The organism is Terrabacter sp. P2_E3, assembly GCF_056403915.1.
In genome coordinates this window covers 464296-482834 of record NZ_JBFUEN010000003.1, presented here as the reverse complement: position 1 = coordinate 482834, position 18539 = coordinate 464296, and the positions used below count along the sequence as shown (strand labels likewise).

Genomic DNA, 18539 nt, shown 5'->3' with positions numbered 1-18539 from the left:
GGCGTATGCCGCCCGGCGCGGGACGAAGGGGACGAGCGTCACGCCGCGACGGCCGTCACAATCACTAAGCGCTTGCTCACGCGTCAGTAGACTCCCCGGCATGAGTGCGCTCCAGATCGTCGCCGTCGTCGTCTGCCTCGGCGTGACCGCCGTCGCCGTCGCCCTGCTCGTCAAGACGGTCAACCACTTCCTCGCGACCTTCCGCCTCGGCCAGCCCGAGGACCGCGGCGACGACAAGGGGGCCCGCACGCGCACGCTGCTGCGCGAGTTCCTCGGCCACACGCGCATGTCGCGCCTGCCGGTCGTCGCGATCGCGCACTGGTTCACGATGGTCAGCTTCGGCGTCCTCTTCTTCACCCTGCTCAACGCGTTCGGTCAGCTCTTCCAGCCGGAGTTCGTGCTGCCGCTCATCGGCCACTTCTTCCCCTACGAGTGGATCACCGACTTCTTCGCCTTCGCGGGCTTCCTCTCGATCCTCGTGCTCATGGCGATCCGCCAGAAGAACCACCCGCGCTCGGCCGCCGGTGAGGACGGTCGCCGCAGCCGCTTCTTCGGCTCCACGTGGTGGCAGGCCTACTACGTCGAGCTGACGATCCTCGGCGTCACCCTCTGCATCGGCCTGCTCCGCGCCCTCGAGTGGACCCTCGCGCGCAAGACCGGCACCGGCATGGACACCGCCCTCCACTTCCCGCTGACGGGCTGGATCGGCAACTTCTTCACCGGCCTGTCGGTCAGCGCCGTCGAGAACCTCATCGTCGTCATCGCCGCGGTCAAGATCCTCATCTCCTTCGCCTGGATGATCACCATCGCGCTCCAGCCGACGATGGGCGTCGCCTGGCACCGCTTCCTCGCGTTCTTCAACATCTTCTTCAAGCGCCACGCCGACGGCCGCACGAGCCTCGGCGAGCTCCAACCGATCCGCGTCGGCGGCGAGGTGCTCGACTTCGAGAACGTCGACGAGCTCGACGAGGACGCCGCGCTCGGCGTCGGCAAGGTCGAGGACTTCACGTGGAAGGGCCTGCTCGACTTCACGACGTGCACCGAGTGCGGTCGCTGCCAGAGCCAGTGCCCGGCATGGAACACCGACAAGCCCCTCTCCCCCAAGCTGCTCGTCATGACGCTGCGCGACCACGCGCACGCCAAGTCGCCCTGGCTGCTCGCCTCCGAGGAGGTCCGCGCGGGCGGCATCGAGTCGGCCGAGGGCTTCAGCGACGCCACGAAGGGCGCCGTCGCGACCGAGCAGCTCGTCGGCGAGACCGGCTACGACATCCGCCACCCGCTGACGGCCTACAACCCGCACGGTCCCGACGCCGTCATCGACGAAGACGTGCTCTGGTCGTGCACGACGTGCGGCGCCTGCGTCGAGCAGTGCCCCGTCGACATCGAGCACGTCGACGCCATCGTCGACATGCGCCGCTACAAGAACCTCATCGAGTCGGCCTTCCCGGCCGAGCTCAACGGCCTGTTCAAGAACCTCGAGAAGAACTCGAACCCCTGGGGCCTCGCACCGCGGCTGCGGATGGACTGGGCCAAGGACCTCCCCTTCGAGGTCAAGCAGGTCGGCCAGGACGTCGAGAGCCTCGACGAGGTCGACTACCTCTTCTGGGTCGGCTGCGCCGGCGCCTACGAGGACCGCGCCAAGAAGACGACCCGCGCGGTGGCCGAGCTGCTCGACACCGCCGGTGTCTCCTTCGCCGTGCTCGGCGACGGCGAGGCCTGCACGGGCGACTCGGCCCGCCGCGCCGGCAACGAGTTCCTCTTCCAGATGCTCGCCCAGCAGAACGTCGAGACCCTCAACGAGGTCGGCGCGACGAAGATCGTCGTCACCTGCGCGCACTGCTTCAACACCATCAAGAACGAGTACCCGCAGCTCGGCGGGCAGTACGAGGTGCTGCACCACACGCAGCTGCTCAACCGCCTCGTCCGCGAGAAGCGCCTGACGCCCGTCGCGCGCCCGGGTGACGCGGTCGCCACCGGAGCGGCGTCGACCGGCGCCAAGGTGACCTACCACGACCCCTGCTACCTCGGTCGGCACAACCAGGTCTACGCCCCGCCGCGCGAGCTGCTCCAGATCCTCCCCGGCGTGGAGTACGCCGAGATGGAGCGCAGCAAGGAGAAGTCCTTCTGCTGCGGCGCCGGTGGCGCGCGCATGTGGATGGAGGAGAAGCTCGGCACGCGGATCAACACCAACCGCACCGAGGAGGCTCTCGCGACGGGCGCCGAGCGCATCGCCGTCGGCTGCCCCTTCTGCAAGGTCATGCTCTCCGACGGCCTCAACGCCGCGATCCAGGACGGCAAGGCCACCGACGCCGTCGAGGTCGTCGACGTCGCCCAGATGCTCCTCGCCGCCGTGCGCCGCGGCGACGGCGGCGGTGAGCCCGACGAGGCGGAAACGCCTGAGCCCCAGCCGGACCCGGAGCCCGCACCGGTCGCCTGAGCGCGCCGGACGGCATACGCCCGCTTCCTGACGAAGGCCCCCTCCGCACCCGCGGAGGGGGCCTCGTGCGTATGCCGTCACGCGACGTCGGCGTGTATCAGCGGGTCGCGCCCGCCGCACTGACTCCCTGCAGCCGGGGCACCGCAGCCGGCCCGAGCACCGGGGGGAACCCATGAGCCTGACCGATACCTCCGAGGTCTTCGTCTCCGCCGAGGAGTCAGCCCTCAACGACCTCGTGACGGCGCTGTGCACCGCCAGACCACACCTGCTGTCGTACGGGTCGCCGGCCTTCGTGCCGGTCTCGGACGTGGCCGACACGCAGACGCCGCCGATCCTCTTCCCCGGCACCGGGGGCATCCAGTGGCACGTGCGCTTCTCGGTGCCCCACCTCGACCTCTACGACGAGGACGCGCCCCTGCCGCCCCAGCTGAGCCTCGGCCCGGGGCAGTTCAGCGTGTCGACGAAGGTGCAGATCTGCGTCGACTGCCCGAAGGACCGGCACGATCCCAAGGACGACCCGCACGACCCGCACGGCGACCACGGTGGCGACCACCCGAACGAGCCGGACGACCCCCGCTGGGACGACAAGCCGGGCAAGGCCGAGAACCCCGTGTGCACGACCATCGAGCTGTATGCCGTCGGGCACCTCGCAGGGACGACGCTCGACGGGCAGCCCGCCCTCGGATTCGCCGTCGACGCCGTCGAGCTCGTCGACGTGATGCCGGACGACCTCGAGTCGGTGCTCGAGTGCCTCATCGGCCAGATGCTGCGCGCCGTCCTCACGGCGATCCGCGTCCCCGTCTCGGCGCTGCGCGTCGGCGCCTTCACCCTGACCCCGACGGTCGGCCCGCTCATCGACACCGACCGCGTGATCGCCCGCGGCAACCTCTAGGAGACCCACATGTCCGAGATCATCGCCGCCATCGACGAGGGCGCGGCCAACGACTTCCTCGACACCGTCGTCGCCGGGCTCGGCCCGCAGTCGACGAGCGGCTCGTCCAGCCTCGGACCGTTCGCGGTCAGCTACTCCGTGAGCGGCACCCTGAGCAACGGCACCGTCGACCTCATCCCGCCGGGCACCATCCGGATCGCCGACCTGCGCCTCGACTGGAGCGCGAGCGCGACGCTGTCGCTCGACCTCGGCGACTTCCTCCCCGAGATCCACATCCCCCAGGTCTGCATCGACATCCCGTGCGTCGGGACGGTCTGCACCCCGCGGATCGACATCACGTGGCCCACCGTCTCGGTGCCCGTGTCGTTCGGCGACTTCGTGCGGGCCACCGTCGACCTCGGGCTGTCCGTGACGCTCGTCGGTGGCGTGTGGAAGGTCGAGGGCATCGTCCAAGGCGTGCCGAGCCTGGCCTTCGGCCCGGGGACCGCGGCGATCGTCGCCGGCATCGGGCTCGCCGTCGCGGCCGCCGTCGCCTGGGTGCCGCTCATCGGTCCCTTCCTCGCCGGGCTCGCCATCGCCGTCACCGCGGCCATCGGGATCGCCGGGCTCACCGGCTGGCTCGGCCCCATCATCACGCCGTTCATCTCGGGCACCCGCTTCCCGGTCTACGAGCAGCCCGAGTGGTTCGAGGTGCTGCCGGCGACGTCGGCGATCGCCCCGGCCGTCTCGGTCCACATCGACGCCGTCGGCGCCGAGGTCCAGCACAACGCGCCCGAGGACGAGCTCGTCCTCAGCGCCGACATCAGCGCCTGAGGAGGGCGGAACCATGAGCGACCACTTCGACAGCAGGGCGCTGAGACAGACCGACTGCTACGGGCAGCGGTTCATGAAGCCCGGCACCTACGCCTACGCGATCGGCCACGCCGGCACCGCCGCCCTGGCCCAGGACCACCCCTACGTCGTCGTCGTCGAAGGTGACTCCCCGAAGCGCGGCGAGATGGCCCAGACGCTCGTCACCGTCCACGCCGAGGGCAAGGCCTTCGTGCCCGACGCCCCGAAGGTGACGGTCAACGCGGGCGACATGGTCATGTGGCACTGCCCCGACCCGCACGCCCGGCCCTTCGCCGTCTCGGGCGAGAAGGACTTCTTCTCGAGCGACCGCCTCGTCAACGAGTCGGGCTACTCGCACGCCTTCACGTGCACCGGGACCTACGAGTGGGCCGACGCCCACGGCTCCGGCGCCAAGGGAGTCGTCCGCGTCTCGACGCCCGACTCGAGCTCGGACAAGGGGATCCGGACCTGGCAGAGCCAGCAGCGCCAGGGCGTCCTCGTCATGGTCACGGACGGCCAGACGGAGCCCGCCGAGGTCGACGTCGTGCTGGGCCAGACGGTCTTCTTCGCGATCGTCGCCGGGCCGGGCATCTCGATCACCGACACGGCCGTCATCGAGGCCGAGCGGCCCGTGCCCGGGATCGCCTTCTACCGCAAGCCCACCCGGGGCAAGGACGCCGTAGCCTGACCGGGTGACTGCGACCCCGACGCCCGCCATCGCCCAGGACCTCGCGCCGACGGGCGTCCTCCGCGCCTCGATCAACCTCGGCAACCCCGTGCTCGCCCAAGGCACACCGGACTCGCCCAGCGGGGTGACCGTCGACATCGCCCGCGCCGTCGGCGATCGGCTCGGCGTGCCCGTCGAGCTGGTCTGCTTCGACGCGGCGCGCCGGTCGTTCGAGGCCATGAAGACGGGCGCGGCCGACCTGTGCTTCCTCGCCGCCGACCCGGCCCGGGCGACCGAGGTCGCCTTCACGGCGCCGTATGCCGTCATCGAGGGCGTCTACGTCGTGCCCGTCGACTCGCCCGTGGTGTCCGTCGCCGACGTGGACCGCGAGGACGTCCGGGTGGGGGTCAAGGAGGGCTCGGCCTACGACCTCTTCCTCTCCCGCACTCTGGCGCACGCGACGGTCGTGCGTGGCGACGAGGGCGTCGACGTCTTCGTCACCGAGGGTCTCGAGGTCGGCGCCGGCATCCGCGAGCCCGTCACGGCCTTCGCCGCGCGCCGCGACGACGTGCGGGTCGTCGACGAGGCGTTCATGCAGATCGGGCAGGCCGTGGGAACGACGTGTACGCGTACAGTCGAGACCGTCGCCTTCCTCCACGAGCTCGTCGAGGAGCTCAAGGCGAGCGGCTTCGTCGCCGACGCGCTCTCGCGGTCGGAGCAGTCGGGGGCGGCGGTCGCCCCGCCCGCCTGACGGCATACGCCGGTCGGACGGCATACGCCCGCCGACACCCGGCCCACGACGGCGTGGAGGTCCGCACCCCCGCACAGGGGTGCGGACCTCCACGGTCCGGTCGGACTCAGCCGACCCGGCCCACGGTCGGAGCGGTGATGCCGAAGGCCGACAGCTCCGCGCCGGTCAGCAGGCGCGAGCGGATGAGGAACCGCACACCCTCGGGCGCCTCGACGGAGAAGCCGCTGCCGCGGCCCTTCACGACGTCGACGGTGAGGTGCGTGTGCTTCCAGTACTCGTACTGCGAGACCGACATCCAGAAGCCGATGGGCGCTGGGGCACCCTCGACGACGAGGTCGGCCAGGTGCACGTCGGCCTCGCTCGTCATGAACTCACCGGCCGGGAAGCACATGGGAGAGCTGCCGTCGCAGCAGCCGCCCGACTGGTGGAACATCAGCGGACCGTGGATCCCGGTGAGGCGGCGGAGCAGGTCCGCCGCCTCACCGGTGAGGTCGACCCGGCTGGGGGAAGCCGATGGCTCACCGGGTGCGACCGTCTCTGGGGGCGTGGTGGCCACGGGGGCCGGCCCGCTCAGAAGAACCCGAGCGCGTCGGGCGAGTAGGAGACGAGGAGGTTCTTCGTCTGCTGGTAGTGGTCGAGCATCATCTTGTGGTTCTCCCGGCCGATGCCCGACTGCTTGTAGCCACCGAACGCGGCGTGCGCCGGGTACTGGTGGTAGCAGTTCGTCCAGACGCGACCGGCCTTGATGCCACGGCCCATCCGGTAGGCGCGCGAGCCGTCACGGGTCCACACACCGGCGCCCAGGCCGTAGAGGGTGTCGTTGGCGATGGAGAGCGCGTCGGCCTCGTCGTCGAAGCTCGTGAGCGAGACCACCGGGCCGAAGATCTCCTCCTGGAAGATCCGCATCGAGTTGTCGCCCTCGAAGATCGTCGGCGCCACGTAGTAGCCCTCGGCGAGGTCGCCGTCGAGCACGTTGCGGTCGCCGCCGGTGAGGATCTTGGCGCCCTCCTGGCGGCCGATGTCCATGTAGGACAGGATCTTCTCGAGCTGGTCGTTGCTCGCCTGGGCGCCCATGGTCGTCTCGGTGTCGAGCGGGTTGCCCTGCTTGATCTTCTCGACCCGGGCCACCGCGTCAGGCACGAAGTCGCCGTAGATCGAGCTCTGCACGAGCGCGCGCGACGGGCACGTGCAGACCTCGCCCTGGTTGAGGGCGAACATCGTGAAGCCCTCGAGAGCCTTGTCGTAGAAGGCGTCCCGCTCCTGAGCGACGTCCTCGAAGAAGACGTTGGGGCTCTTGCCGCCGAGCTCGAGGGTGACCGGGATGATGTTCTGCGAGGCGTACTGCATGATGAGGCGGCCGGTCGTCGTCTCGCCGGTGAAGGCGATCTTGGCGATGCGGGGGCTGCTGGCGAGCGGCTTGCCGGCCTCGACGCCGAAGCCGTTGACGACGTTGAGCGTGCCCGGGGGCAGCAGGTCGCCGATGAGCTCGACGACCTTGAGGATCGACCACGGCGTCTGCTCGGCCGGCTTGAGCACGACGCAGTTGCCGGCGGCGAGGGCCGGGGCGAGCTTCCACACGGCCATGAGGATCGGGAAGTTCCACGGGATGATCTGGCCGACGACGCCGAGGGGCTCGTGGAAGTGGTAGGCGACGGTGTTCTCGTCGATCTCGCTGCTCGAACCCTCCTGTCCCCGAAGGACACCCGCGAAGTAGCGGAAGTGGTCGACGGCGAGCGGGAGGTCGGCGGCGAGGGTCTCGCGGACGGCCTTGCCGTTCTCCCACGACTCGGCGACGGCGAGCGACTCGAGGTTGGCCTCGATGCGGTCGGCGATCCGGTTGAGGATGAGCGAACGCTCGCCGAGCGGGGTCTTGCCCCAGGCGGGTGCGGCGGCGTGGGCGGCGTCGAGGGCGGCCTCGATGTCCTCCTCGGTGCCACGGGCGACCTCGCAGAACGGCTTGCCGTTGACCGGCGAGATGTTCTCGAACCAGAGGCCCTTCTTCGGGTCGACCCAGTTGCCGCCGATGAAGTGGCCGTAACGGTCGAGGACGGTGACGAGCGAGTCCGGCGAACCGGGCGGTGCGTAGACGGTCATGGTTGATCTCCCAACATCCTTGGTGGTTCCCCTCCCAGGGGTTGGCGTGACCGTAGGCAGCGCAACGTTGCAACCACGTTGCGTCGCGTATGCCGGGTGGCGGCGTCACGGCATACGCCCGGTTGGGGTCAGGCAGGCCCGAGCTCGCGGTCGAGGCGGTGGATCTGGTTCTGGACGAGGGGCATGAGGGGCGAGCCGGGGCCGAGCACGCGTGCCTGCGCCTGCCACATCTCGTAGTCGTCGGCGCCCGACGCGGAGCGGGTCCACGCCGACATCAGGTCGGCGCGACCGCTTCCGAGGACGGCTCGACGCAGGTCGCCCTCGACGCTCGCGCGCAGCCGGACCACCCCGGGTGCCGTCGACCGCGGGAGCAGGGGTCCCCGGTAGGCCCGCATCGCGCTCGCGACGTCACCAGCGGCGAGGTGCGCCTCGACCCCGATCCAGTCCCCGGAGAGCTCGGCGACGAGGCGATACGGGCGCGAGGCGAGGAGGTCCTCCCCGAGCAGGCTGCGCAGCCGGCCCATCTCGACCCGGAGCGTCGAGGCGCTGCTGTCCTCCTCGTAGAGCAGGACGGCGAGCTCGTCGCCGGAGAGGCCGCGCGGTGCCGAGGCGAGCAGGAGCAGGATCTCGCTGTGCCGCGGGCTGAGCCGCACCGTCCGGCGGTGGCCCCGGCCGTCGTCGACGGTCAGGAGGGTGTCGTTGCGACCGAGCGACTCCATGAGCACCGAGAGCCCGCGCCCGACGGCGTCGGGCTGGGCGCCTCGGCCGCTGACGAGCAGCTCGCGGGCCAGCTCGGACTCGGCCATCCGGGCCGCGGCGCGCACCATCGCCATCGTCTGCGGCACGACGATGTCGTCACCGCCGGTGATGTCGAGGACCCCGAGCACGCTCTGGTCGGACGGGTCGTGGATCGTCGTGGCCGCGCAGCTCCAGCGCTGGACGGAGTGCCGGAAGTGCTCGGCGCCGATGACGTTGACGGACTGGTCGAGGCGCAGCGCCATGCCGGGGGCGTTGGTGCCGGCGAGCCGCTCGTCCCAGTTGCTGCCCTCGACGAAGCCGATCGACTCGGCGCGACGGAGCACGCTCGGCGTCCCGCACACCCAGAGCAGCTGACCGGAGGCGTCGGACACCGCCATCACGGCGTCACAGTCGCGCGCCGCCTGGCCGAGCACGTCGTCGAGCAGGGGGAAGACCCTCGCCAGCGGGTGCGCTTCACGGTGGTCGCGGAGGGCGTCCCCGGGCAACGTGATCGGCGCGTCGACGGTGTCGACCTGCACGCCGGCCGCGGCCGAGCGCAGCCACGAGTCGGCGACGTGGGCGCGGACCCCGCCGCTCTCGGACTCGGCGTGCGCGTCGACGGGCATGGGCCGATTGTGCACACACTCCGACGCCCAGCGACAGGAGTGCACGCGATCCCACAGCCACCACCCTGACCACGGGGTTGGACAGAAGGGGTGGTCAAGGAGCCGATTGAGGCGCACCATGAAGGAACCCGCACAGGATCCTTGATGGGAAAGTCCGAGGAGCGACGATGTCACGACGAGCCCCCTTCGTGCCCGACGGCGTGCCGGTGCTGTCGCGCGGCCGCCACCGCAGCTCGCGCAAGGGCGCGTGCTTCATGGAGATGGCCTCATTCCTGGCCGGCGAGCGGTGGAGCGACCACCCGGAGTGCACGCACCCGGTGCTCGCGACCCTCGCGCGCTGCGTCAACGACATGCTCGACGAGACGCATCGCCAGCGCCTCGTGATGATGATCCCCGAGGTGGTGGGCCTCAACCCGGACGACCCACGGGTCACGACGGCGCTCGTGCTGACCACGGCTCGGGCGGCACTGCCCGTCGCCGCCGAGGAGCGCCAGAACGTCATGGCCCTCGCCATCCTCAACGCCGAGGGCATCCTCGCCGAGCAGGACGGGCGCGCTCACGGACAGCTGTCCAGGGCCTCTCGCGCCGCGCTCACAACGGCGCCGGCGGCCGAGCGTTGGGCGCGGATCCACTTGGCCCGCATGGGATTCAACACCGCAGCCGTCCGGCCGGCCAACGCCGCCAAGGTCGTCGCCCTCGCCGTGGACGGCATCGCCCGCGCCTGTGTCGACGACCCGGAGGAGCGGCTCGTCAAGCTCCTCCGCGACGGCATCGACGTCGTGGCCACGTTCGCGCCGCTCGCGGCCGAGCCGGTCAGCGTCACCTGGGCCACCCCCGCGTCGACGCCCGTCGCCCCCGAGACCACCCCCCAGGCAGGCAGCCTCACCCGCTGATCGCGCCCGCATACGCGAGTGGCCACGTCCGAGGTCGGACGTGGCCACTGCGCGTCGGCCGCGGGTCGCGGCAAGCGCCTGCCGTCAGCGGGTCTCGCGGAAGTCGACGTGCTCGCGCGCCACGGGGTCGAACTTGCGCAGCACCATGCGGTCGGGGTTGCTGCGACGGTTCTTGCGCGTCACGTAGCTGTAGCCGGTGCGGGCGGTCGAACGCAGGGTGACGACGGGGCGCAGGTCGGTGCGCTTGGCCATGGGGGCTCCTTCGGTCTCGGGGTCACGAGTTTTCGCGACTGTAATGAGAACCATTCTCGGCAGTGCTACATTCCCGGTACGGCCGAGTCAGCCCGGCCGGGTCCTGTCGGGGCACGACCGAGGCCCCCGCATCCGACGCGGGGGCCTCAGGCGTGTCCTGCGGACAGAAGGCGTATGCCGTCAGCCGCTCAGCAGGTGCCTCGGATCAGGCGAGACCGGCGCTCGCGAGCCACGTCTTGGCGACCTCGCTCGCGTCCTTCTTGTCGACGACGACCTGCTTGACCATGTCGGCGAGCGACGTCGTGTCGAGCTTGGCCGCGACCGGGTTGAGGGCCGCCTTGAGGCTGTCGGCCTTCTCGGTGCGCACGAGCGGCACGACGTTGTCGGAGCCGAAGAGGCTCTGCGGGTCGTCGAGCACGACGAAGCCGTCGGCCGCGATGGACGGGTCGGTGCTGAAGATGTTGGCGGCCTTGACCTGGCCGTTCTTCAGTGCAGCGACGGCGGCCTGGCTCTGCAGCGCGCGGAACTCCTTGGGCACGACGTTGTAGACCGACTTGAGGCCGACGAGGCCCCGCTGGCGGGTCTTGAACTCCGGCGGCGCCCCGAGCGTCAGCTCGGCCTGGTGCGCGGTGAGGTCGGGGATCGCCTTGAGCGACCACGCATCGGCCGTCTCCTTGGTGACGGCGATGGAGTCCTTGTCCTCGGCCGCGGACTTGTCCAGGACCGAGAGGCCCTGCGGCACCGCCTTCTGCAGGGCGGCGTAGACCTCGTCGGGCTGGGTGACCTTGGCGTTCTTGTCGAAGAAGGTGAGAAGCGTGCCGGAGTACTCGGGGAGCACGTCGACCTCGCCACCGGAGATGGCCTTGAGGTAGGTCTCGCGGCTGCCGATGTTGAACTGGCGCGTCACCGTCATGCCCTTGGCCTCGAGGGCCTGGGCGTAGATCTCGGCGAGCAGGGCGCTCTCGGGGAAGTCGGCGGAGCCGACCTTGACCGAGCCGGCGGCGCCGGTCGATCCACCGGTCCCGCCGGCAGCGGGGCTCGAGGCAGGGGCGAGCGGGTCACCGCCGCCACCGCAGGCGGCGAGCGGCACGACGGCGGCGAGGAGCAGGCCCGCGGCGAGGAAGCGCGTGCGTGTCATGGTCGGTCCCTTTCGGATGGGGTGCCCGTGGCGGCGGTCGCCTCCACGGGGCCGGTGCTGCCGGAGCCGACCACTGCGGCCTGCCGCGAGTCGGGGTCCGAGCGGTCTGCACCGTCGGGGTCTGGTTCGGAGTGGGGATCGGAGTTTCGTGCGCGTGAACGGGCAACACGCGTGGCCCGTCCGGAGATTCCCGGTGAGACGGCCCTCTTCTCGAGCAGGGCCAGGAGGCCGTCGGCGACGAGGGCCAGGACGGCGACGAGGATCGATCCGCAGACCATCTGCACGTAGTCACGCGAGGCCAGCCCGTCGATGAGGTAGCGGCCGAGGCCGCCGAGGCTGACGGAGGCCGCGATGGTGGCGGTGGCGATGACCTGGAGGGTCGCGCTGCGCAGGCCGCTGAGGAAGAGCGGGAGCGCGATGGGGGCCTCCACCTTGGTCAGCACCTGCCAGCCGGTCATGCCCATCCCCCGGGCCGCGTCGCGCGCAGCGGGCTCGACGCTGTCGATGCCGGCGTAGGTGCCCGACAGCAGAGGTGGGATCGCGAGCAGCACGAGGACGGTGATGCTCGGGATGACGAAGGCGAGATCGCTCTGGATGAGCGGCCCGACGAACATCGACACGGCGAAGAGCAGCCCCAGGGTCGGGATGGCCCGGGCGGCGTTGGCGCCCGTGACGAGCCAGCGCAGGCGTCCGGAGTGGCCCACCCAGGCGCCGAGCGGCACGGCGACGACGAGCGCGATGAGCAGGGTCAGCCCGGTGTAGAGCAGGTGCTCGAGCACGCGGTTGGGCACGCCGTCGGTGCCCTGCCAGTTGGCCGGGTCGGTGAACCAGGCCCAGATCGTCGCGAGGCTCATGCGGCCACCGCCCTGGTCCAGGGGGTGAGGAACCGCGAGACGACCTGGATGACGAGGTCGAAGACGAGCGCGAGGAGCAGGCACGCGACGATGCCGACCCACACCTCGGTCGGGAAGGAGCGGGCGTAGCCGTCGGTGAGGAAGTAGCCGAGCTGCGAGATGCCGATGAGCGAGGCGACACTGACGATGCTGACGTTGCTCACGGCAGCGACGCGCAGGCCGGCCGCGATGACGGGCACCGCGAGCGGGAGGTCGACCGCGCGGAACCGGGCGAACGAGCCGTAGCCCATCGCGATGGCCGCTTGCTGCGTCGACCCGTCGACGGAGGAGAGCCCGTCGGCGACGGTGCGGGTCAGCAGCGCCACGGTGTAGACGGTCATCGCGACGATGACGTTGACGGGATCGAGGATCTTCGTGCCGAGCAGCGGCGGCAGCAGGATGAAGAGCGCGAGCGACGGGATCGTGTAGAGCAGGCCGGTCGTCGTGAGCAGCACGGCCCGCAGCCGGGGCCGGCGCGCCGCGAGCCAGCCCAGCGGGAGGGCGATGACGAGACCGAGCACGAGCGGCAGCCCCGCGAGCCAGGCGTGCTGGCCGGCGCGGGACATGATGTCGCCGATGTGGTCGAGGGCCCAGGTCACCGAGCGGTCGCCTCCTCGGCGGGGGCCTGGGAGGCGGCGGCGTCGCGCCGGGCCTCGATCGCGGGGATCACCTCGGCGGCGCGGATGGTGCCGACGAGGCGTCCGTCGTCGTCGGCCACGACGCCGCGCCCGCTCGGGGACGACAGGGCCGCGTCGAGCAGGGCCCGCAGCGATCCGGTGGTCGAGGCCACGGTGCCACCGCGGTGCAGGACCGTGCGCGTCACCTCGGACTCGACGGCAGCCGCCCGGACCCAGCCCAACGGCTCGCCCGCGGCACCGACGCACAGCACCCACGGCGTACCGACGGCTCGGACGTCGTCGGCACTGGCACCGAGGGACACGGTGGGCTCGTCGGCGAGCGAGAGCTCGGGGGCCGCCGCAAAGGAGAGCGCGCGGTAGCCGCGGTCGCGGCCGACGAAGCCGGCGACGAAGTCGTCGACGGGGTCGGCGAGGAGCTTGGCCGGCGAGTCGAGCTGGGCGAGAACGCCGCCCACGCGTAGGACCGCCACCTGGTCGCCGAGCTTGACGGCCTCGTCGATGTCGTGGGTCACGAAGAGGATGGTCTTGCCGAGGTCGGACTGGAGCCGCAGGAACTCGTTCTGGAGCTGCTCGCGCACGACGGGATCGACGGCCGAGAAGGGCTCGTCCATGAGCATGACGGGCGGGTCGGCTGCGAGCGCGCGGGCCACACCGACGCGCTGCTGCTGGCCGCCGGAGAGCTGCGCGGGATAGCGCTTGGCCATCGCCGGGTCGAGGCCGACCCGCTCGATGAGCTCCATGGCCCGCGTCCGCGCGGTGCGCTTGTCGGTGCCGAGCAGCCGCGGGACGGTCGTGACGTTGTCGAGGACCGTGCGGTGCGGGAAGAGACCGGCGTGCTGGATGACGTAGCCGATGCCGCGGCGCAGCTCGGCGACGTCGAGCGAGGCGGTGTCGCGGCCGTCGATCGAGATGGTGCCGGACGTCGGGGTGATCATCCGGTTGACCATGCGCAGCGTCGTCGTCTTGCCGCAGCCCGAGGGACCGACGAGGACGGTGATCTTGCCCGTCGGGGCCTCGAGGGTCAGGTCGTCGACAGCCACCGACCCGTCCCCGCGGTCGGTGCCGGACGCATCGGCGTATCGCTTGGTCACGCCCTCGAAGCGGATCATGTCCCTCAACGTACCCGCCTGCCCCGACCGCGCCGCGGTCCTCGTCGAGGGTCAGATGTCGACCGTGACGCCCCCGGAGTGCACGACCCGGGCGACGACGGCCCCGATCGGGCCGGATCGCGGCTCCCCCGTGCCACCGAGCTCGTTCGCGAAGGTGGCCTCGACGACCTCGGTGACGAGGGCGGTCCAGAGCCGGGCCCGCACGAGCATCGCGTGGTCGGCGCGCGCGACGCGGACGAGGGAGGCGTCGAGACCGTCGGCCTGCATCTGCTCGACCGCGCGGCGGGTGCGGGCGAGCGAGCAGATGACGTCACGGTCGCCGTGGACGAGGACCGTGCGCCGGCCCTCGCCCGGGTGGGGGTCGCCCGGCTCGACCCACGGAGCGAGGCCGACGACGAGGCGGACGTCGGGCTCGTCGCCGACGAACATCGCCACCCGGCCGCCCATCGAGTGACCGACGAGGGCGATCGGGACACCGGGGTATGCCGCCCGCACCTGTGCCAGCGCCCACCGGGCGTCCTCGACGGGCATCGCGTCGCCGTTCCAGCCACGGACGCGGAAGCGGAGCCGGGCGACGGCGATCGGACCGGGCCCCCTCTTGAGGGACCGGGCGAACGGCACGAGGCGCGCGACGTTGTGCGACCAGGGCCGGTTGGGCTCGTGCCCGTCGACGGCACCGCCGTGCATGACGAGGGCGACGACGGCCGCGTCCGCGGGCCGGGCGTCCCAGACCAGGGAGGCCAGCGGCATGCTGTCGCCGTCGGCCGCGGTGGTGTCGAGGTCGGCGCTCACACCTGGGTGCGGTGGAAGCTCGCGAACGAGCGGCTCGCCGTGGGCCCGCGCTGCCCCTGGTAGTGGGAGCCGTAGGCCGCTGAGCCGTAAGGGTTCTCGGCCGGCGAGCTGAGGCGGATGAAGCAGAGCTGGCCGATCTTCATGCCGGGGTAGAGCATGATCGGCAGGGTCGCGACGTTGGACAGCTCGAGCGTGACGTGGCCGGAGAAGCCGGGGTCGACGAAGCCGGCGGTCGCATGGGTCAGCAGGCCGAGCCGTCCGAGCGAGCTCTTGCCCTCGACGCGCGCAGCGAGGTCGTCGGGGAGCGTCACGGTCTCGAGCGTCGAGCCGAGGACGAACTCGCCCGGGTGCAGCACGAAGCTGTCCTCGTCGGGACCGACCTCGACGAGCCGCGTCAGCTCCGGCTGCTCGGCGGCCGGGTCGATGTAGGGGTACTTGTGGTTGTCGAAGAGCCGGAAGAACTTGTCCAGCCGGACGTCGACGCTCGACGGTTGGACCATCGAGGGGTCCCACGGGTCGAGCACGACCCGCTCGGCGGCGATCTCGGCCCGGATGTCCTTGTCGGAGAGCAGCACGGGACGAGGCTATAACGCCGGGCCGGATTCGCCCCGACACTCCTGCCCGACTCTCCTCCCTCGCGGACGCCCCACGGACGCCGTCGGCGACCTATCGTCACGTCATGGACCCCTCCGACCCCTCCGGCCCGGGCTCCGGCCGCGCCGACGACGCCCTGCTCGCCGACTTCCACTCCGTCCTCCGGCGGATCCTCGAGTCGCTACCGTCCGACGAGGCCGGACAGCGGCTGTCGGACGCCCTGCGCGAGCACCTCGGGGTCGAGCCGCACCTGCTGGCCGTCGTCTCGGCGACCGTGCTGCCGCACCGCCTCGTCGACGCGGACATCGCCCTGTCCGAGGTCGCGGGCGCCGATCCCGACGCCGCCGTCATCGGCATCGCCGGCGACGCACGTCACCACATGTCGCTCGGCGACCTCGTGCAGCGCTTCCACGGCCAGGTCATGTCGGTCGGCCAGGTCGACTACGACCGGATGCCGACCGGCCCCGGCAAGGACGACCAGCGACAGGTCGTGACCTCCGGCATCCGCCTCTTCCACTTCGACGGACACGCCGTCGCGGTCCGTCAGCAGGGCATGAACCGACAGTTCGGGCGCGAGTCCGGGACCATCGAGGTCGTCGCCCGCGACCGCGACGTGTCCGACGCCCTCATGGCGCGCATCCAGGAGCTCATGGACGAGCGCAGCGTCATCCGCGGCCAGGTCGTGACGTTCGGCTCGGACCCCTACGGCCCCGGCATGGCGGGCGTGACCTTCATCGAGCGACCGACCGTCGACGCGGCTGCCGTCGTGCTGCCCGACGGGGTGCTCGACCGGGTGGCGCACCACGTCATCGGCATGGGCGAGCACCGGGAGCGGCTCGTGGCCCACGGGCAGCACCTCAAGCGCGGGGTCCTGCTCTACGGGCCGCCCGGCACCGGCAAGACGCACACGGTGCGCTACCTGCTCTCGGCGACGCCGGGCACGACGGCGGTGCTGCTGAGCGGCGGCTCGTTGCGCTTCATCCACGACGCCGCCAAGGTCGCGCGGGCGCACCAGCCGGCGATCGTCGTCCTCGAGGACTGCGATCTCGTCGCCGAGGACCGGTCGTTCGCCCCGATGGGGGCCTCTCCCCTGCTCTTCGAGGTGCTCGACGCCCTCGACGGCCTCGACTCCGACTCCGACGTCGCCTTCGTGCTGACGACGAACCGCGTCGAGGACCTGGAGGTCGCCCTGTCGCAGCGGCCCGGCCGTGTCGACCTGGCCGCCGAGATCCCGCTGCCGGACGCCGAGGGCCGTCGCGAGCTGCTCCGCCTCTACGGCGGGCACCTCTTCGGCCCCGAGGCGATCTCGGCCGCGGCCGCCCGGGCCGAGGGCACGACGGCGTCCTTCGCCAAGGAGCTCGTGCGGCGCGCGGTCCTCGCGGCGGCGGTCGCCGACGAGCCGCCGGCCGACGACCACCTCGGCCAGGCCCTCGACGAGCTCCTGTCGGACGCGCAGGCGCTGACGCGCAGCCTCCTCGGCGTGGGCGGCAAGGACGAAGACGGCGCCGCCGTCGACCCCGGTGGTATGCCGTCCGGCCGGCTGCGACCGCGTCGCCCGGTCGTGCTCCTCGGCCCGTCCTCCGACGGCGGGATGACCCGCCCGGGACCACCGCCGTGAGGTGATGCGTGCCGAGCGCGCCCGGGCCCGCTGCGCGACCCGGGCACACGGCATACGCCCTCGGTGGTCTGGGGGCTGCTGCTCAGCCGGCGAAGGCGCGCACCGGCTGCCCCGGCACCGCGACGCGCACGCGGAAGACGGCTCCGGCCTGGGGCTCGGGGTCGTCGAGGTTCTCGCGCGACGTCGTGACGTAGAGGTCGCGCAGGTCGTCGCCGCCGAACGTGCACGCCGTCGTGAGGCGCACGGGGACGGCGACCTCGGCGAGCACGTCGCCCCCCGGTGAGTGGCAGCGGACGCGGCCAGCGCCGTTGAGGGCGACCCAGACGTTGCCGGCGCTGTCGACCGTGAGCCCGTCAGGGTGGCCGACGTCGTGGGTGACGAAGGGGCGCCGGTCGGTGAGCTCGCCGTCGACGACCGTGAAGACGTCGGTGCGGCCGGTCGGGGTGTCGTCGTAGTAGGCGAGGCGGCCGTCGGGCGAGAGGTCGATGCCGTTGGAGATCGTCACGTCGGGCAGCAGGGTCGTGACGTCGCCGTTGCCGTCGACACGGAAGAGCCGCGCGCTGCCGGGCACGCGGTCGTAGCCCATGGTCCCCGCCCACAGGCGGCCCTCGCCGTCGACGCCGCCCTCGTTCATCCGGACCGTCGGGTCGTCCCAGAGGTCGAACCACGGGGTGGGTGTGCCGTCCGGCTCGTCCGCGAGCGCCAGACCGCGCTCGGTCGCGACCACCCAGCCGCCGGACCTGCGTGGCCGCACGAAGGCGGCGACGTCGCCGACGTGCAGGCGGTCGACGGAGCCGTCGGCGCGCAGGGTCAGGACGTCACCGGCGAGAAGGTCGACCCAGCGCAGCCCACCCCACGTCGGCGACCACACGGGCCCCTCGCCGTGGTAGCAGACGGCGTCGGTGACCTGCTCGAGCTCTCCCGTCACGATCGGGCCGCCGTCGGCAGCCATCAGTCCCACCACACGCCGACGTAGTGGTGGCCGTCGGGGACGACCGGCCCGTCGACGAGCCACTGCGCGCTCGCGGCGGGGCCGCCGCTCGACTCGGTGTCGGCATCGATCGTCATCGCGTCGACCTCCTCGGGGAGCAGGGTCGTGATGACGGCCACCCCACTCGCGTAGGGCCATTCGTCGTCGGGGAAGTCCTGGAACTCGAGGACGTCGAGCTCCACCCGCACGTCGTGCACCTCCGGGTGCTCGCGCAGCTCGAAGAGCACCCGGCGCACGGTGTCGAGCGGCACGTCCTCGGGACGGTTCGGCGCGATGCACCACTCGCAGTCGTTGCCCTCGAAGAACTGCTCGAGGGTGACGGCCACCTGGGCACTCGCCCCGCCGCGCTCGCGGACATGGTCGACGAAGGCGGTCTGCTTGGCGAGATCCATGACGGTTTCGGCCCCTGGGGTCGCGTTCCTGGCACTGGCGCGGTGTCGGCTACACTGACGCCGCGTGCCGCCTTGCGGACCCTTTCGCGGGGCACCTCCGGGCGGCCGTGCGAGCGTAGCTCAATGGTAGAGCGCCAGCTTCCCAAGCTGGATACGCGGGTTCGATTCCCGTCGCTCGCTCCACGCGACGCGA

At 71.6% G+C, this 18539-nt stretch carries 19 protein-coding genes and 1 tRNA gene; 8 read left to right on the top strand and 12 right to left on the bottom strand.

Features of this window, described 5'->3' with window-relative positions; genetic code table 11:
- Positions 1 to 100 precede the first annotated feature (100 nt).
- The 5 genes from AC1DW8_RS05520 (at position 101) to AC1DW8_RS05500 (ending at position 5578) form a co-directional block, all read left to right on the top strand.
- Entirely contained in the window at positions 101 to 2437 is a 2337-nt protein-coding gene (locus AC1DW8_RS05520; RefSeq protein ID WP_056774257.1) for a (Fe-S)-binding protein, read from the top strand.
- A gap of 172 nt (positions 2438 to 2609) precedes the next feature.
- Positions 2610 to 3329, top strand: a complete 720-nt coding sequence (locus AC1DW8_RS05515; protein ID WP_478092473.1) for a hypothetical protein — start codon at positions 2610 to 2612, stop codon at positions 3327 to 3329.
- 9 nt (positions 3330 to 3338) lie between these two features.
- Entirely contained in the window at positions 3339 to 4142 is an 804-nt protein-coding gene (locus tag AC1DW8_RS05510; protein ID WP_478092471.1) for a hypothetical protein, read from the top strand.
- A 13-nt stretch (positions 4143 to 4155) separates the two neighbouring features.
- The gene (locus AC1DW8_RS05505; protein ID WP_478092469.1) at positions 4156 to 4848 is read left to right on the top strand and encodes a cupredoxin domain-containing protein; all 693 of its coding nucleotides are present in this window, start codon (positions 4156 to 4158) and stop codon (positions 4846 to 4848) included.
- A 4-nt stretch (positions 4849 to 4852) separates the two neighbouring features.
- Entirely contained in the window at positions 4853 to 5578 is a 726-nt protein-coding gene (locus AC1DW8_RS05500; RefSeq protein WP_478092468.1) for a transporter substrate-binding domain-containing protein, read from the top strand.
- Between the two features lie 106 nt (positions 5579 to 5684).
- Here AC1DW8_RS05500 and AC1DW8_RS05495 read toward each other — a convergent pair whose 3' ends face one another.
- The 3 genes from AC1DW8_RS05495 to AC1DW8_RS05485 form a co-directional block, all read right to left on the bottom strand.
- The gene (locus tag AC1DW8_RS05495; protein ID WP_056774267.1) at positions 5685 to 6134 is read right to left on the bottom strand and encodes a DUF779 domain-containing protein; all 450 of its coding nucleotides are present in this window, start codon (positions 6132 to 6134) and stop codon (positions 5685 to 5687) included.
- 14 nt (positions 6135 to 6148) lie between these two features.
- Positions 6149 to 7672, bottom strand: a complete 1524-nt coding sequence (gene exaC / locus AC1DW8_RS05490) for an acetaldehyde dehydrogenase ExaC (RefSeq protein ID WP_478092466.1) — start codon at positions 7670 to 7672, stop codon at positions 6149 to 6151.
- 128 nt (positions 7673 to 7800) lie between these two features.
- A complete protein-coding gene (locus AC1DW8_RS05485; RefSeq protein WP_478092464.1) occupies positions 7801 to 9036 on the bottom strand; it encodes a GAF domain-containing protein in 1236 nt (411 codons plus the stop codon).
- A 167-nt stretch (positions 9037 to 9203) separates the two neighbouring features.
- On the opposite strand from AC1DW8_RS05485, the gene AC1DW8_RS05480 reads away from it, so the two are divergent.
- On the top strand, positions 9204 to 9929 hold the full coding sequence (locus AC1DW8_RS05480; protein WP_478092462.1) for a hypothetical protein: 726 nt from the start codon (positions 9204 to 9206) through the stop codon (positions 9927 to 9929).
- Between the two features lie 84 nt (positions 9930 to 10013).
- Here the strand turns inward: AC1DW8_RS05480 and rpmG are convergent, their stop codons facing one another.
- The 7 genes from rpmG to dcd form a co-directional block, all read right to left on the bottom strand.
- A complete protein-coding gene (gene rpmG, locus AC1DW8_RS05475) occupies positions 10014 to 10181 on the bottom strand; it encodes a 50S ribosomal protein L33 (RefSeq protein WP_478092460.1) in 168 nt (55 codons plus the stop codon).
- A 205-nt stretch (positions 10182 to 10386) separates the two neighbouring features.
- Complete coding sequence (locus tag AC1DW8_RS05470; protein ID WP_056826167.1) at positions 10387 to 11319, bottom strand: ABC transporter substrate-binding protein; 933 nt, start codon at positions 11317 to 11319, stop codon at positions 10387 to 10389.
- The gene (locus AC1DW8_RS05465) at positions 11316 to 12173 is read right to left on the bottom strand and encodes an ABC transporter permease (protein WP_056826165.1); all 858 of its coding nucleotides are present in this window, start codon (positions 12171 to 12173) and stop codon (positions 11316 to 11318) included. Before AC1DW8_RS05465 ends, AC1DW8_RS05470 begins: the two co-directional genes overlap by 4 nt.
- Complete coding sequence (locus AC1DW8_RS05460; RefSeq protein ID WP_056826163.1) at positions 12170 to 12811, bottom strand: ABC transporter permease; 642 nt, start codon at positions 12809 to 12811, stop codon at positions 12170 to 12172. Before AC1DW8_RS05460 ends, AC1DW8_RS05465 begins: the two co-directional genes overlap by 4 nt.
- A complete protein-coding gene (locus AC1DW8_RS05455) occupies positions 12808 to 13959 on the bottom strand; it encodes an ABC transporter ATP-binding protein (RefSeq protein WP_478092457.1) in 1152 nt (383 codons plus the stop codon). Before AC1DW8_RS05455 ends, AC1DW8_RS05460 begins: the two co-directional genes overlap by 4 nt.
- 51 nt (positions 13960 to 14010) lie before the next feature.
- Complete coding sequence (locus AC1DW8_RS05450; protein ID WP_478092455.1) at positions 14011 to 14751, bottom strand: alpha/beta hydrolase; 741 nt, start codon at positions 14749 to 14751, stop codon at positions 14011 to 14013.
- Positions 14748 to 15326: a dCTP deaminase gene (dcd, locus tag AC1DW8_RS05445; RefSeq protein ID WP_020143865.1), complete on the bottom strand. Its 579-nt coding sequence runs from the start codon at positions 15324 to 15326 to the stop codon at positions 14748 to 14750. The genes AC1DW8_RS05450 and dcd overlap by 4 nt, the downstream gene beginning before the upstream one ends.
- 104 nt (positions 15327 to 15430) lie before the next feature.
- Here dcd and AC1DW8_RS05440 point away from each other — a divergent pair, with 104 nt between their 5' ends.
- The gene (locus tag AC1DW8_RS05440; protein ID WP_056774293.1) at positions 15431 to 16963 is read left to right on the top strand and encodes an AAA family ATPase; all 1533 of its coding nucleotides are present in this window, start codon (positions 15431 to 15433) and stop codon (positions 16961 to 16963) included.
- Positions 16964 to 17045: 82 nt separating this feature from the next.
- On the opposite strand, the gene AC1DW8_RS05435 is transcribed toward AC1DW8_RS05440, so the two are convergent.
- Positions 17046 to 17915: an SMP-30/gluconolactonase/LRE family protein gene (locus tag AC1DW8_RS05435; RefSeq protein WP_478092453.1), complete on the bottom strand. Its 870-nt coding sequence runs from the start codon at positions 17913 to 17915 to the stop codon at positions 17046 to 17048.
- Positions 17915 to 18346 (bottom strand): hypothetical protein, encoded by a 432-nt coding sequence (locus tag AC1DW8_RS05430; RefSeq protein WP_056774299.1) that lies wholly within the window; start codon positions 18344 to 18346, stop codon positions 17915 to 17917. The genes AC1DW8_RS05435 and AC1DW8_RS05430 overlap by 1 nt, the downstream gene beginning before the upstream one ends.
- 109 nt (positions 18347 to 18455) lie before the next feature.
- Between AC1DW8_RS05430 and AC1DW8_RS05425 the strand changes: the two genes are divergently transcribed.
- Positions 18456 to 18529, top strand: a tRNA-Gly gene (locus AC1DW8_RS05425).
- The last annotated feature ends 10 nt before the right edge of the window (positions 18530 to 18539 follow it).

Coding starts and splice junctions, on each gene's coding strand:
- AC1DW8_RS05505 (WP_478092469.1), top strand. CDS start 4,156: ATGAGCGACCACTTCGACAGCAGGGCGCTGAGACAGACCGACTGCTAC.
- exaC (WP_478092466.1), bottom strand. CDS start 7,672: ATGACCGTCTACGCACCGCCCGGTTCGCCGGACTCGCTCGTCACCGTC.
- AC1DW8_RS05510 (WP_478092471.1), top strand. CDS start 3,339: ATGTCCGAGATCATCGCCGCCATCGACGAGGGCGCGGCCAACGACTTC.
- AC1DW8_RS05485 (WP_478092464.1), bottom strand. CDS start 9,036: ATGCCCGTCGACGCGCACGCCGAGTCCGAGAGCGGCGGGGTCCGCGCC.
- AC1DW8_RS05480 (WP_478092462.1), top strand. CDS start 9,204: ATGTCACGACGAGCCCCCTTCGTGCCCGACGGCGTGCCGGTGCTGTCG.
- rpmG (WP_478092460.1), bottom strand. CDS start 10,181: ATGGCCAAGCGCACCGACCTGCGCCCCGTCGTCACCCTGCGTTCGACC.
- AC1DW8_RS05430 (WP_056774299.1), bottom strand. CDS start 18,346: ATGGATCTCGCCAAGCAGACCGCCTTCGTCGACCATGTCCGCGAGCGC.
- AC1DW8_RS05440 (WP_056774293.1), top strand. CDS start 15,431: ATGGACCCCTCCGACCCCTCCGGCCCGGGCTCCGGCCGCGCCGACGAC.
- AC1DW8_RS05520 (WP_056774257.1), top strand. CDS start 101: ATGAGTGCGCTCCAGATCGTCGCCGTCGTCGTCTGCCTCGGCGTGACC.
- AC1DW8_RS05465 (WP_056826165.1), bottom strand. CDS start 12,173: ATGAGCCTCGCGACGATCTGGGCCTGGTTCACCGACCCGGCCAACTGG.
- AC1DW8_RS05515 (WP_478092473.1), top strand. CDS start 2,610: ATGAGCCTGACCGATACCTCCGAGGTCTTCGTCTCCGCCGAGGAGTCA.
- AC1DW8_RS05435 (WP_478092453.1), bottom strand. CDS start 17,915: ATGGCTGCCGACGGCGGCCCGATCGTGACGGGAGAGCTCGAGCAGGTC.
- AC1DW8_RS05455 (WP_478092457.1), bottom strand. CDS start 13,959: ATGATCCGCTTCGAGGGCGTGACCAAGCGATACGCCGATGCGTCCGGC.
- AC1DW8_RS05470 (WP_056826167.1), bottom strand. CDS start 11,319: ATGACACGCACGCGCTTCCTCGCCGCGGGCCTGCTCCTCGCCGCCGTC.